14 protein-coding genes are annotated in these 12,882 nt (G+C 51.9%); 4 read left to right on the top strand and 10 right to left on the bottom strand.

Translation table 11 applies throughout. The features are described from left to right. Nucleotides 1-3 precede the first annotated feature (3 nt). Together CFB04_RS02320 and metG are read left to right on the top strand one after the other, a co-directional pair. Nucleotides 4-942: a stage 0 sporulation family protein gene (locus CFB04_RS02320; RefSeq protein ID WP_088533776.1), complete on the top strand. Its 939-nt coding sequence runs from the start codon at nt 4-6 to the stop codon at nt 940-942. Next, on the top strand, nt 939-2,471 hold the full coding sequence (metG, locus tag CFB04_RS02315) for a methionine--tRNA ligase (protein ID WP_088533775.1): 1,533 nt from the start codon (nt 939-941) through the stop codon (nt 2,469-2,471). Before CFB04_RS02320 ends, metG begins: the two co-directional genes overlap by 4 nt. Nucleotides 2,472-2,475: 4 nt before the next feature. On the opposite strand, the gene CFB04_RS02310 is transcribed toward metG, so the two are convergent. Beyond that, nucleotides 2,476-3,084, bottom strand: a complete 609-nt coding sequence (locus tag CFB04_RS02310) for a YdcF family protein (RefSeq protein ID WP_088533774.1) — start codon at nt 3,082-3,084, stop codon at nt 2,476-2,478. A 141-nt stretch (nt 3,085-3,225) separates the two neighbouring features. Between CFB04_RS02310 and rpmB the strand changes: the two genes are divergently transcribed. Further along, nucleotides 3,226-3,417 (top strand): 50S ribosomal protein L28, encoded by a 192-nt coding sequence (gene rpmB / locus CFB04_RS02305; RefSeq protein WP_088533773.1) that lies wholly within the window; start codon nt 3,226-3,228, stop codon nt 3,415-3,417. An 80-nt stretch (nt 3,418-3,497) separates the two neighbouring features. Here the strand turns inward: rpmB and CFB04_RS02300 are convergent, their stop codons facing one another. The 9 genes from CFB04_RS02300 to CFB04_RS18485 form a co-directional block, all read right to left on the bottom strand. After that, the gene (locus CFB04_RS02300; protein ID WP_088533772.1) at nt 3,498-3,878 is read right to left on the bottom strand and encodes a RidA family protein; all 381 of its coding nucleotides are present in this window, start codon (nt 3,876-3,878) and stop codon (nt 3,498-3,500) included. A gap of 33 nt (nt 3,879-3,911) precedes the next feature. Next, entirely contained in the window at nt 3,912-6,062 is a 2,151-nt protein-coding gene (locus CFB04_RS02295) for a bifunctional (p)ppGpp synthetase/guanosine-3',5'-bis(diphosphate) 3'-pyrophosphohydrolase (RefSeq protein WP_088533771.1), read from the bottom strand. Nucleotides 6,063-6,200: 138 nt separating this feature from the next. Further along, the gene (rpoZ, locus tag CFB04_RS02290) at nt 6,201-6,410 is read right to left on the bottom strand and encodes a DNA-directed RNA polymerase subunit omega (protein ID WP_088533770.1); all 210 of its coding nucleotides are present in this window, start codon (nt 6,408-6,410) and stop codon (nt 6,201-6,203) included. After that, nucleotides 6,410-7,033, bottom strand: coding sequence for a guanylate kinase (gene gmk / locus CFB04_RS02285; protein ID WP_088533769.1), 624 nt, complete (start codon nt 7,031-7,033; stop codon nt 6,410-6,412). Before gmk ends, rpoZ begins: the two co-directional genes overlap by 1 nt. Nucleotides 7,034-7,053: 20 nt before the next feature. After that, nucleotides 7,054-7,932, bottom strand: coding sequence for a YicC/YloC family endoribonuclease (locus tag CFB04_RS02280; RefSeq protein WP_088533768.1), 879 nt, complete (start codon nt 7,930-7,932; stop codon nt 7,054-7,056). 44 nt (nt 7,933-7,976) lie between these two features. Continuing rightward, the gene (locus tag CFB04_RS02275; protein ID WP_088536671.1) at nt 7,977-9,632 is read right to left on the bottom strand and encodes a capsule assembly Wzi family protein; all 1,656 of its coding nucleotides are present in this window, start codon (nt 9,630-9,632) and stop codon (nt 7,977-7,979) included. An 82-nt stretch (nt 9,633-9,714) separates the two neighbouring features. Further along, on the bottom strand, nt 9,715-11,643 hold the full coding sequence (locus CFB04_RS02270; protein WP_088533767.1) for a nucleoside-diphosphate sugar epimerase/dehydratase: 1,929 nt from the start codon (nt 11,641-11,643) through the stop codon (nt 9,715-9,717). A 45-nt stretch (nt 11,644-11,688) separates the two neighbouring features. Further along, on the bottom strand, nt 11,689-12,249 hold the full coding sequence (locus tag CFB04_RS02265; protein ID WP_088536670.1) for a sugar transferase: 561 nt from the start codon (nt 12,247-12,249) through the stop codon (nt 11,689-11,691). Next, nucleotides 12,249-12,488 carry a glycosyltransferase gene (locus CFB04_RS18485; RefSeq protein ID WP_088533766.1) on the bottom strand — a complete coding sequence of 80 codons (240 nt, stop codon included), beginning with the start codon at nt 12,486-12,488 and terminating at the stop codon, nt 12,249-12,251. The genes CFB04_RS02265 and CFB04_RS18485 overlap by 1 nt, the downstream gene beginning before the upstream one ends. Nucleotides 12,489-12,520: 32 nt before the next feature. Here CFB04_RS18485 and CFB04_RS02255 point away from each other — a divergent pair, with 32 nt between their 5' ends. Beyond that, nucleotides 12,521-12,775: a hypothetical protein gene (locus CFB04_RS02255; protein ID WP_088533765.1), complete on the top strand. Its 255-nt coding sequence runs from the start codon at nt 12,521-12,523 to the stop codon at nt 12,773-12,775. Nucleotides 12,776-12,882: the final 107 nt, after the last annotated feature.

Raw genomic sequence — 12,882 nt, 5'->3', positions numbered from 1 at the left:
TTTTTGGTACGAATAGTTAAAGTTCAGTTCCAGCAAGCGGGTAAGCTGTATGATTTCAACGCAGGGGCACTACAGCTGAAAACCGGTGAGCGCGTCATTGTCGAGACGGAAAGAGGGAAAAGCATTGCCACCGTCGTCATAGAACCACGAGAATTTGCAGATACCGATGCCCCTGAAGGAATTAAGAGCATCATCAGGAAAGCCCACGCCGATGACATAGATGCCGCCTCCCGTAATGCCGCCCGGGAGAAGGAAGCGTACTCCTTTTGCCTGACGAAGATCAAGGAACGCGGCATGGACATGAAGCTGGTAAGGGTCGAGTACCTCTACGACGGAAGCAAGGCTATCTTCTATTTCACTGCCGACGGCCGTGTTGATTTCCGGGAACTGGTGAAAGATCTCGCCCATACCTTCCACACCAGAATAGAGATGAGGCAGATCGGCGTGCGCGATGAGGCGAAAATGGTCGGCGGTATCGGCATCTGTGGCCGGGAGCTCTGCTGCGCCTCCTTTCTTCGTGAATTCGAACCGGTTTCGGTAAAAATGGCAAAGGAGCAGAATCTCGCCCTTAACCCAACCAAAATCTCAGGCCAATGTGGACGTCTTCTCTGCTGCCTCGGCTACGAATTTGAAACCTACTGCTCCCTGCGCAAATGCCTTCCGAAATGCGGCAAACGGGTCAACTGCGGAGGAGTGGAAGGCGAGGTCGTAAAGCTGAATGTGCTGGAAGGAACTGTAACCGTCCGCACTGATGACGATCGACAGGTAGTACTGGACGGCGAAGCTATAAAACCCGAACAGATTTCCGACCGTCAGAAAAAAACTGGTCGGGAGAACGAGAAGGGGCAAGCCGAGCCGCGGGAAAGTGCACCATCCGGAGGAAAGACCCGCCGGGATCGCCGTCCTGAAGGGAAAGAACGGGAGAAGAAGGAGAAACGATGAGCCGCACTTTTTATATCACCACACCCATCTATTACGTTAACGATGTACCCCATATAGGCCATGCCTATACTACGCTTGCCGCAGACGTGCTCTCCCGATACCGAAAGCTGCAGGGATACGATGTCCATTTCCTGACTGGAACTGACGAGCACGGGCAAAAAGTGGAAAAAGCCGCCAATACAGCGGGAGAGACACCTCTTGAACTCGCGGACCGGGTAGTAAAGCGTTTTCAGGCGCTCTGGGAAAAGCTTGATATCTCGTACACCGATTTCATTCGCACTACCCAGGAGCGGCACAAGCAGGGTGTATCACACCTGTTCGAGAAGGTGATGAAGCAGGGAGACATTTATCTCGGTGAGTACGAAGACTGGTATTGCACCCCCTGTGAAACCTTCTGGACCGAAACGCAGCTCATAGATTTCAAATGCCCGGACTGCAACAGACCGACGGAGAAGCTGAAGGAAGAATCCTATTTCTTCCGGATGAGCAAGTACCAGGAGCAACTCCTCGCACACATCGAAGCAAACCCTGACTTCATCCAGCCGAAATCGCGCCGAAACGAGATTATCGCATTTGTACGGGAAGGCCTTCGAGACCTGTCAGTATCCCGCACATCCTTCACTTGGGGTATCCCGGTCCCCGGAAATGACCGCCACATCATCTACGTCTGGTTCGATGCGCTAGCCAACTACATTACAGCTCTCGGTTACCCCGACCAGTCAGGCGATTTCGGAAAATACTGGCCCGTCGATGTCCACCTCATCGGCAAGGACATCCTACGCTTCCACGCAGTTTATTGGCCCACGTTTCTAATGGCCGCCGGACTGCCGCTCCCGAAAAAGGTCTTTGCTCACGGCTGGTGGACTGTGGAGGGGCAGAAGATGAGCAAAAGCCTTCAGAACGTGGTAGAGCCAAATATGCTCATCGACCGCTACGGCGTGGATGCGGTGCGCTATTTTCTGCTCCGGGAGGTTCCGTTCGGGCTTGATGGCGACTTTTCCCACGCCGCGCTTGTCAACCGGATCAACTCCGACTTGGCCAATGACCTGGGAAACCTTTTGAATCGATCAACTGCCATGATCAACAAATATTTCGACGGGATCGTTCAGAAGCCGGAACAGCTTGAACCCATCGACCTGGCCCACCTGAAAAAAACGAGTGCAATGGTGGATCAGGTCGAGACATGTCTGACCGAACTGGCGTTCAGTAAAGCACTCCAGGCCATATGGGAGACCATCTCCGCCGGGAACAAGTATATCGACGAAACCGCGCCATGGGCTCTCGCCAAGGAGCCGGCGAAGGTGGAAAGGCTTGGAACGGTATTGTACTGCCTCCTCGAATCGCAGCGAATCGTGCACACTCTCCTCAGTGCATTCATGCCCGGAACCGCTGCAAAGGCCTTGGCATGGCTCGGGACTGATGGTGCGCAGACCGACGCCGCATTGCAATGGGGAGGACTTGTCCCAGGTACAAAGATCATCAAGGCGGAGCCGCTATTTCCAAGGATCGAAGATAAGCCGGAACTATAGGGCATCAACTCGAAGAACTGTTGACGGAGGGTCGCAACTCGCCTGAAGCGAAAAGAAAAAAGAACCTGAACATGCAGTACTTGTAGAACTCGCCGAAGAGTAGCCGGAAGCTGCCACTGTGGCTCCACCACTCTCCTCTGAGGTTCTTACTGTCCACGGGGTGAGAGTAAATGGCTATGTCCTTCGGCAGCGTGTTCCGGAAGATGACTGTTGCGCGCTTCATGTGGTATCGGGAAGTTATTAACCGGATTGATCTTATCTTCTTGTCAACCAGTATCTCCCGTGCATAAATGGCGTTTTCCAGGGTATTTCTGGAAGCCTTTTCCAGGACGACACGCTCCCCAAGGCTCTCTCCTGGGCGTTCCTTAAACAAGTCCCCTTTTCGGACTGATGGGTCCACTCCGATCAGGAACAGCCAGCGCGCCTTCCCTTCCCGAAACAGCTTTAACCCCTCCTCCACACGCCCCCTTCCTCCCGCCAGCACGACGATCCCGTCTGCTGCGACATCACGGGGGCGGAGGGAGAAGGTCTTGTATGCGAAATCTACGAAGAGGACGGCAACGATTAGAAAGAGTATCACCAGGAGCGAAAGGATTCCCCGAAGTATGGTCATTTTTATTCCTCAACAGTATCAACAGAGGTTTGCTTGAGCAGTACAGGAGACAACGGAGCACGAAGTGCTAAAATAGACTTGCATCCCAAAAGTATCTCTGGTATAGAAATATGCTTCAGCTTATTCGGAGGGTATACGAACATGTCCAAAGTATGTGAAATATGCGGTAAGGGTCCGAGCTTCGGTAACAATGTCAGCCATGCCAACAACAAGACCCGTAGGATCTGGTATCCGAACCTGCAGAAAGTCAAGGCAATCAGCAACGGGGCTGTAAGAAGCGTAAAGGTTTGCACCCGCTGCATCAGGTCCGGAAGCGTGACGAAGGCACTCTAGACCCCGGCCTGAAAATTAGCAGTTTGACAGCCGCCTGTGTTGTTTGCAGGCGGCTTTTTTTTCGTTGCCGACACTGCCGATCAGCCGGCCAGAGCGATCACCTCTATTTCGACGAGTGCTCCTCTTGGCAGGGCGCTGACCTGGACCGTCGAACGTGCCGGCGGTTCAGAATCAAACCGGCTGCCGTACACTTCGTTGACGATAGCGAAGTCGCTCAGGTCCGTCATAAATATTGTCGTCTTAACGATATCTCGGAATGAGACACCTGCCACTCCCAGCACGGCGGAAATATTCTCCATCACCTGCTCGGTCTGCTCTCTGATCCCACCCCCTCGAAGCTCCCCCGTCTCCGGATCAAGGGGGATCTGCCCCGAACAAAACACCATTCCCCCTCCGATTACAGCCTGAGAATAAGGGCCTATCGCCCTTGGTGCTTTATCCGAATGGATCGTCTTTTTCATTTCATTCCTCCCTTACGGTAAGCGCTATCGTTGTCAGCTTCTAAGCCTCTCGACTCGAATAACTCCACGCAATTTCATGATGCTGTTGATAACCTTGTTGAGATGCTCCAAGTCGGTAACGTCTACCTCGAATGTGTTGAGACCCCGTTTGTCCACCGTACTCTGAATGGATGCACTGACGATATTTGCCTCGCAATTCGTAATGGCGGTAGTTATATTGGCCAGCATCCCTTTCTCGTCATGACATGCTACACGGATCTTGACGGGTAGCGCGGTCTTCTTGTCCTTGTTCCACGTCACCTCGATCCGCCGCTCGGGATCGCTCTCCATAGCCAGGGGGCAGTCAGCGGTATGAATGGTTACACCACGGCCGCGAGTGATGAAACCCACAACATCATCGCCAGGGAGAGGGTTACAACACTTGCCGAACCTGACCATGACGTCGTCCACGCCGTTGATCTGAATAGCGCTGGACGATTTCCCCCTGAGCTTTTCTATTACCTTGCCGACTCGGGTCTCCTTGCGCTCCTGGTGCTCCGCGAGTCGTTCTTCAGGAATCAGCTTGCCGATCAACTGGTTGGACGAAAGCTTTCCGTACCCCACGGACGCCATCAGGTCATCCTCGGCAACGAAGCCGAACTCAGCTGCTACACGTTTTATCTCGCCGCTTTTCTGCAGTTTCCCCAAGTTCAGGGAGTAACGGCGAAAATCCTTTTCGACTATCTCTCTGCCGAGAGATATGCTTCGCTTCCGCTCCTCTGTCTTGATCCAGGCGCGAATCTTGTTCCTCGCCCGCGAACTCTTTACAAGCTTGAGCCAATCCTTGCTCGGAGTATGGTGAGGGGACGTGACGACCTCAATGATGTCACCTGTCTTCAGTTCATATTTCAGGGGAACGAGCTTCCCGTTAACCTTGGCACCCACGCATCGGTGACCGATATCGGTATGGACACTGTAGGCAAAGTCAATTGGAGTCGACCCCTTGGGAAAGGCCTTCACATCACCTTTTGGCGTAAAGACGTAGACCTCCTCCGGAAAGAGCTCCACCTTCACCGTATCCATAAACTCACGAGAATCCTGCAGCTCCTGCTGCCACTCCAGGAGCTGGCGCAGCCAGGCAAATCGCTTTACTTCCTTCTCGTCGTACCCCTTCCCCTCTTTGTATTTCCAGTGCGCTGCAATCCCGGCTTCCGCCACCCTGTGCATCTCAAGGGTGCGTATCTGCACCTCCATCCGCTCCCCCTTGGGACCGATCACCGTTGTATGGAGCGACTGGTACATGTTCCCCTTCGGCATCGCTATGTAGTCTTTAAAGCGACCCGGAATCGGCTTCCAAGTGGAATGGATTATGCCAAGAACTTCATAACATTCGCGGATATCCTCAACCAGGACGCGTATAGCGATCAAATCATAGATCTGATCAATATCCACGTTGCGGCTCTGCATCTTACGGTAGATTGAATAAAGGTGCTTGCTACGCCCGGATACCTCTCCTTTTATATTATGCTCCACCAGTTTCTGGGCTAGAATCTCGCGAACCTCCTCAACGTCGGCCTCACGCTCCTTTTTCTTCTTTGCCACTTTGGAGGCAAGATCGTAGTAGACTTGCGAGTCCAGGTAACGGAACGAGATATCCTCCAATTCGCTCTTAACCCAGGAAATTCCGAGCCGATTGGCAATAGGAGCATAGATGTCGAGGGTTTCCTTGGCGATACTGCGCTGTTTGGGCTCCGGCTGGTACTGAAGAGTGCGCATATTGTGAAGACGGTCAGCCAGCTTAACGAGGATAACGCGGATGTCATTGGACATGGCAAGGAGCATCTTGCGAAAATTCTCTGCCTGGCTCTCTTCCTTGGTTTTGAAATGAATTTTACCGATTTTTGTGACACCATCCACCAGCCGAGCTACCTCAGCTCCGAAGACTTCCTCCAGTTCTTCCAGAGTAGTGAGGGTATCCTCCACAGTGTCGTGCAGCAGACCGGTCGTAACCGTAGCCACGTCGAGCTTCAGGTCCGCAAGAATGGCTGCGACTTCCATCGGGTGCACGAGGTAGGGTTCTCCCGACAAACGGGTCTGCCCCTGGTGCACTTTGGCGCAAAAGACGTACGCCTTTCGAACGAGCTCCAGATCAGGAGCAGGATTATAGGTTGTCAGCTTATCGAGGATATCGTTCAGTCGTATCATATGTGAAACTTACTCGTTGACGGAGTGTTTTACTCATCCACTTACGAAGAAGGCGGCGATTGATATCGCCGCCTTCTCTAGTGCTGCCAGACAATTGTTTAACCGCATCCGGTTGAACGAAAAAATACCACTCTTTCGTCAACGGCTCTTGCGCGACGAAAGCTCGTACTTAACCTTCCCAGCAGCGATCTCACGGAGGGACATCACAACATTCTTGTTCCCGCCCTTGTTCTCGATTTGCGGCTTAGCACCCTTGTAGAGCTGCTTTACACGTTTTGCTGCAAGCATTACAAGAAGAAAGCGATTATCAACCTTTTCAAGGCAATCTTCAACAGTTACTCGGGCCATCAGGACACTCCTTTCTCAAGTTCAAACATGTCAGCAACCGTCTCAATCACCCGGGAGGTGCGACACCGCTCCGCCACCAGCACCGCCTTGAGTTCTTCCACCGCCTTGCTGAACACATCATTAACTATAATATAATCATACCAGCGAGACTCACGAATTTCTCCTGCCGCATTTTCGAGACGACGTTCGATAACATCGCAAGCATCAGAATTTCTACAGTCCAGCCGCCGCCGCAACTCGCCGTAACTGGGAGGAAGGATGAAGATGAAAACTCCTCCCGAGTAATGTTCCTTCAACTGACGTGCACCCTGGCAGTCGATGTCGAGAATGACGTCTACCCCGTTGGTGCGGTACTCATGGAGGGTCTTGAGGGCCGTTCCATAGAAGTTACCATGAACCTCGGCCCATTCGGCGAACTCTCCCGCCGAAACCATACGCTGGAATTCTTCGGGGGGGATGAAAAAATAATCCCGGCCATGAAGCTCGCCGGGCCTAGCTTTTCGGGTTGTGTAGCTGACAGAATGCCGCAGGTTCTTGAAAATGTCAACGACTTCCTTGCAAAGTGAGGTTTTGCCGGCTCCCGATGGAGCCGAAATGACGAAGAGGATTCCTTCCTTTTTCATGAAAGCGCCTTTTCAGTGTGCTACTCGATATTCTGCACCTGCTCCCGGATTCTTTCGAGTTCGGCTTTGATTTGGACAACTACCGCGGCCATCTCTCCGTCGTTTGCCTTGGAACCGATGGTATTCACCTCACGGTTGAGCTCCTGCATAAGGAAATCCAGCTTGCGCCCCACTGGCTCGTCGAGCAGAAGCGTCTCATCGAACTGCTGCAGGTGACTCCTAAACCGGACCAATTCCTCCGTTACATCACTTTTATCGGCGAGCAGCGCCACTTCCTGAGCAAGTCGCATTTCGTCAACCTGCAAATCCCCCAGCATCTGCCGGACGCGCTCACGTAAACGAGCTGCATGCTCAGCCACAATCAGCGGAGCTCTTTCCTCTATTCCGGCAATCAATAAGTTCAAGCCTTTGCGACGCTCCTCTAGGTCCTGAACAAGTGCATTACCTTCACGGATGCGCATCTTGTCTACGGAATCAACCGCCTGCTGAACTGCCGCCAGCAGGTTAAGCTCCAGATCTTCCGCAGCAGAGGATATTTCACGAGGATTCAGAACATCTCTTTGAGAAACGATCAGTGACAGTGGAATCGGCCCCTCTATACCGAGAGAAGACTGTAGCTTACGGAAAGCTTCAGCATAGCCCCTCGCCAGTTCAATATCCGGCTCCAAAACTATCCCAGCACCAGGGGAAGCCTCCTGCTGAATGGAAACCTCGATCTTCCCCCGCTTGAGCCGCTCAAAAACTGCCTTTCTTACCACGTTTTCACAGGAAAGAAGGGTGCGCGGCAATTTCACCGACACTTCGCCATACCTATGGTTTACAGTCCGAATTTCCACCGTAAGCTTGCCAACGGAGGAGGAAGTCTCGGCTTTGCCGTATCCGGTCATGCTTTTTACCATGTGAACTCCGACTTGTGTAATTGTACCGGGAAACAAATATCTCGTCAGTAACGGTAACTGATGTCGACCTTAAACACCTGGTTCGTCCGATCGCTACCTGGCCTAAGGTCGACATTATTTATCCGTTCCCAGCCATACAATGCATTGAAATCAATATCACCGCGCAGTGGCAGGTTCCATTCAACCCGCCACGAATTCCGCCGCTCGACTGCCTGCAGGATCCCCGCTGGATCAAACTCTCCGACGGCATTCACTGTAACACGACCGACATTTCCACGCTCACCATGGATGTATTCTAAAGCAAGTCTGTTTCGGGGGGAAAACCAATGACTGTAACGGAAGAAGAACTCCTGCGCTGCACCTCCCTGCAAGTGACCAATAGGCCTGCCTTGGTAGATATACCCTTGTGGGAAAGTGCTATGGGTGTACAGAATTTGATCTCCCCAGAAGTACTCAAAACGAAAGTCGTCTTTACCAGAATCACTTAAAACGGGTATGAAAAAGCCGGCTACATAGCTCTCGACGATTGGCCAGAAGAAAGCCGAATCCTCGCCGGAAAATTCACCATATACCTCGGTATTACGCAGCAAAGGTATCCGGTACCGGGCTTCCAGTCCGGCAATACTGTTGGTGTTGTCTGAATTTGTGCCGCCAACTAGACCTCGCACTGTCTCCCCCAGCCCGTTGTTCACCCCCGGCCCACCCGCCTGCCTGCCTAGGTTGAGACCGAGCTCAAGGTTCTCCGTAGGCTTCACCGAAAGCTTAGCCCCAAGGAAGTACGGCCTGCGCTCGACTCCGCCCGCAGACGATTGGTCGAAGCGGGAGAGTATGAAGGCATATTTAATATCTCCGATATAACGGAGGCTGATCGGCTCGGGGCTTGACAACTTGACATGGTCGAAGTTTCTCGCATTATTGGTAAGTGTTATGGCACCACGATATCCCAGCCCGAACCAGTTTGCGTCACGTCCTACTTCAATTTCGAGCCCTCCTCCTCCAAGTTTCAAATAAGCCTTGTTCAGAAAGAGCCGTGTATCATCGGTTCTCCTAGAGGATACGAGGAGCGGCTCCAATAGGCCCGCAACATAGTGTCCTGCATACGCCTCGCCCGCCACGCGAATCTCTATGTTATGGCCATCCACGTATCTGATTCCCTCGTTGTTCTCCAGAAGCGGCGTTCCTTCAGTACCATGCTGCTGCACGAGAGAGGGGTACCTGTTATCGGGCCGCAGACCCGAACCAATGCCGAAAACGCCATCCCCACCTGGATCGTGGACCGGACGCTCATAGCTGCGGGACGCGCCGTCAAGGTAGACGTTGCGTACCCTGTAACCTGACAGGGGATTGAAGTCGAACCTAGGGGCTTTATCAGGTTCGCGGTAGAGGGAGATCTCACGGGCAAGCAGAATGCGGAGCTCACTAAGGATCGACTCTGCCACCCTGTCCCTTCCCCCTCCATTTTCCTCCATGGTCCGCTCCGCTTCGATTACGAGTCTCGCCGCTTCCGCCCGCGAGTAAGGACGCAACCCGGTGATATCGTCTCTGATCAGACCGAAACCAGCCAGTTTCTCCAGGTAGAAGTACATAGGGCTGTCGAGAGGAATATTGTTGGAGGCGAGCCCCCAGCTTGTCTCCGCGAAACTGAAGAAAAAAGCGAGGGCAAGGACGGCGACAAGGGATGTTCGCTTATTGCAAATCATGAGTGTGCTTAAAACCCGCTGCTCCAACTTCTTCGGAACCGGCGCCGCTGTGCTCCTTCAGTATATTTAGCTGATTCTCAAACTATTTTTTGAGAGAGATGATTTTGCTTTGAGAGGTTTTTGCAACAAACAGATCGGGACGCAACTTCTGCATTCCCAGTGGTGGGTCTCCACTGAATTTGTATGAAGGAGTAAATTCGGGTACCAGCGCTTTCAAGCACTCCATAATTCCTCCCACATCAGAGACATCTGCCTGTTCGGCCAATTCGTCAAGGGCCGTGTTTGCAGTATCCAGATTCGAAGGCACTGCGGCTGCAATCTTTATCTTTTCGTGGCTCGTTGGCTTTATTCCTTCTCCCTCAATCAGCAATTCTTCAAAAAGCTTCTCCCCCGGCCGCAGCCCTGTAATGACGATATCGATATCCTCATAAGGGATGAACCCTGACAACCGAATAAGCTCCTCAGCAAGGTCAATAATCCGCACCGGCTCCCCCATGTCCAGCACGAAGATCTCGCCGCCGTTGCCAATGCATCCGGCCTGTAACACGAGCTGCGTCGCCTCTGGTATTGTCATGAAGTAGCGCATGATCTGAGGGTCTGTAACCGTAACGGGCCCCCCCCTACTAATCTGCTCCTTAAATACAGGAATTACGCTGCCGTTACTGCCGAGGACATTGCCGAACCGGACAGTGGTGAATTTTGTCAGACTCTTTCGGGCAAGAGCCTGAACATATATTTCCGCTGCCCGCTTGCTCGCGCCCATCACATTTGTAGGGTTCACCGCCTTATCGGTCGAAATCATTACGAAGTTTTTGACGCCAAAGCGATGAGCTGCGTCGGCAAGCTTTCTCGTACCGAGGATATTGTTGGATACCGCCTCAACAGGATTGTACTCCATCATCGGCACATGCTTGTATGCAGCAGCATGGAAGACAACCTCCGGCATGAACTGGTCAAAGATCATCTCGATGCGAACGTCGTTACGAATATCTGCCACGATCGGAATAATTCTAAGTTGAGGATGCTTTTCCGCTAGCTCTTTTTCAATATAAAAAAGCGGGGTTTCAGCGGCATCTACGAGAATGATCTTCGTCGGTTCGAAACGGGCGACCTGCCGGCAGACCTCGCTGCCGATGCTGCCCGCCGCGCCGCTTACTAGGATCTTCTTTCCGGTTAGGTAGCTGCTGATGCTATGCTCATCGAGAACTACCGCATCCCGCCCTAGCAGGTCCTCGATGTCCACATCTTTTATCTGAGAAATAGCCACCTTACCGCTGATGATGTCGCTGATACCTGGAATAGTCTTCACCGCTACCTTGGCCTTCTCGCAACATCCCACAATGCGGCGCAGCATCTTCCCCTGGGCGGAGGGGATAGCAACAATTAGCTCCTGGATTTTGTATTTCCTTACCAGTGCCCGGAGGTGGTCAATGTCTCCAAGGACAGGAACCCGGTGAAGGAGCATTCCACATTTTTCCCTATCGTCATCTACAAACCCGATTATGTTGTACTCGGAATCGCGCCGCTTCCGTATCTCCTTGAGCAGCATGCTACCCGCCTCCCCAGCACCCAAAATTAGAGTGCGCTTCCCGCTGTGAGGCCGCTGTGAAGGAAGGAAATACATCTCGCGGAATATCCGCCACACTAGACGACTTGACGAAACCATGGAAAAAAGGAGAAACCAGTCAAGGATGAAGATCGATCGGGGGAAGGAATCAAAGTACCGGACGTACATAACAGCGAAGACAGTCATGACAGAGGAAACCGTGATGACTTTAAATATTTCCATAGCATCGTGGAGCGAGGCATACCGCCAGAGGTTGCGATAAAGGCCGGAAACAAGAAAAACTAGGGGTTTAATTGAAAGCACTATCCCGAGCCCCTTGAGGAACACCTTCCATTGATCCGGAGGCAGGTCAAAGTCGAATCGAAGAAGGAATGCGAGAACGTACGCAGCAGCTATAAGACCTACATCAACAAAAAATACGAGAAGCCGCCTTTTGTTGAACATTACCCCTCCCAAAATCACGTCCGAATGAACAAGCTGAGGCCAATTTCAGTGCTGCACACCTTCACTACGCAAAACCTTAACTAAAGTCAACAATAAGATTTTAAGGTCCAGAAGAAACGACTGGTTGTTAAGATAATACTCGTCGTATTTCACCTTAATAGTGATAGGAAGCTCGTCCCTGCCGTTAATCTGCGCCCAGCCAGTAAGCCCCGGGGTCAGTACATGCACCCCTTTTTGTGTACGTAAGCTGATGAGGTCATCTTGGTTAAATAGCGCCGGTCGAGGCCCCACGAAACTCATGTCGCCTTTGATGATGCTGAAAAGCTGAGGGAGTTCATCGAGACTGGTCTTTCTCAGGAAGCCGCCGATTGGCGTCAAAAATTGTTCCGCATTATGGAGAAGATGTGTAGCAACGGCAGGAGTGTTCGTCTTCATAGTGCGAAACTTTGGCATCCTGAAGATACTATTTCCCCTCCCGACCCGTTCTGACCAGTACAAAGCTGATCCGCGGGAAGTAAGCCGAACTAACAAGCCGACAAACAGAATTGGGATTAAGAACACAATACCGAGAATCAATCCCAGTGAAAGGTCGAGCAGCCGCTTCATCATTGAAACTTCCATCCCCATTTATTAAAGTATTTGATGCCATTCCAAATCATTACCAGCGTCATCTTCGTGCTCGAATAAGGTGCGCGATCCCAATGGTGGGTCACTGTAACGAATGGGTAGTAAAGGGTTTTGAACCCTTTTGCCTGAACCTTCCTCGATAGATCGACATCTTTGAAAAGGAAAAAACGAGGGTCGAACCCTCCCACTTCTTTCAGGATAGAAGTGCGGCAAAGCATGATGCACCAGAGATAAAAGAAGGCTAGCAGATATGGTCGTAACCAAGGTCCCTCATCTCGTAACGATCAAGCCTGTCCTGGAACAGAAACCGAAGTCGATGAGGGAGAAATCTCCTCAAGACCAGGTCCAATACGGTCGGAAGGCGTCGATTCAGATACTGCGTCTCCCCATTCTTGTAGACTACTTTAGGCGCAACGATGCCTATGTCGGGATTGAGGTCCAGGTTATCGGGAGCCGTTTTAGAAAGTGTTCAAGCGCTGGAGTAGGTGAGTTGGCGATAACATAGAGCAACTTCTTGAAGCCACAGGCACTGCTAAAGCTTTCCACAGCATTCAGGATCATATGGGGCGGATTATTAAAAATTACTATCGAGGCGGAACAGCTAATTGCGTC

This window comes from Geobacter sp. DSM 9736, from assembly GCF_900187405.1.
Lineage (GTDB): Bacteria > Desulfobacterota > Desulfuromonadia > Geobacterales > Geobacteraceae > DSM-9736.
This window is presented reverse-complemented; position numbering and strand designations above follow the sequence as displayed.

Coding starts and splice junctions, on each gene's coding strand:
- metG (WP_088533775.1), top strand. CDS start 939: ATGAGCCGCACTTTTTATATCACCACACCCATCTATTACGTTAACGAT.
- CFB04_RS02310 (WP_088533774.1), bottom strand. CDS start 3,084: ATGACCATACTTCGGGGAATCCTTTCGCTCCTGGTGATACTCTTTCTA.
- rpmB (WP_088533773.1), top strand. CDS start 3,226: ATGTCCAAAGTATGTGAAATATGCGGTAAGGGTCCGAGCTTCGGTAAC.
- CFB04_RS02300 (WP_088533772.1), bottom strand. CDS start 3,878: ATGAAAAAGACGATCCATTCGGATAAAGCACCAAGGGCGATAGGCCCT.
- CFB04_RS02295 (WP_088533771.1), bottom strand. CDS start 6,062: ATGATACGACTGAACGATATCCTCGATAAGCTGACAACCTATAATCCT.
- rpoZ (WP_088533770.1), bottom strand. CDS start 6,410: ATGGCCCGAGTAACTGTTGAAGATTGCCTTGAAAAGGTTGATAATCGC.
- gmk (WP_088533769.1), bottom strand. CDS start 7,033: ATGAAAAAGGAAGGAATCCTCTTCGTCATTTCGGCTCCATCGGGAGCC.
- CFB04_RS02280 (WP_088533768.1), bottom strand. CDS start 7,932: ATGGTAAAAAGCATGACCGGATACGGCAAAGCCGAGACTTCCTCCTCC.
- CFB04_RS02275 (WP_088536671.1), bottom strand. CDS start 9,632: ATGATTTGCAATAAGCGAACATCCCTTGTCGCCGTCCTTGCCCTCGCT.
- CFB04_RS02270 (WP_088533767.1), bottom strand. CDS start 11,643: ATGTTCAACAAAAGGCGGCTTCTCGTATTTTTTGTTGATGTAGGTCTT.
- CFB04_RS02265 (WP_088536670.1), bottom strand. CDS start 12,249: ATGAAGCGGCTGCTCGACCTTTCACTGGGATTGATTCTCGGTATTGTG.
- CFB04_RS18485 (WP_088533766.1), bottom strand. CDS start 12,488: ATGCTTTGCCGCACTTCTATCCTGAAAGAAGTGGGAGGGTTCGACCCT.
- CFB04_RS02255 (WP_088533765.1), top strand. CDS start 12,521: ATGGTCGTAACCAAGGTCCCTCATCTCGTAACGATCAAGCCTGTCCTG.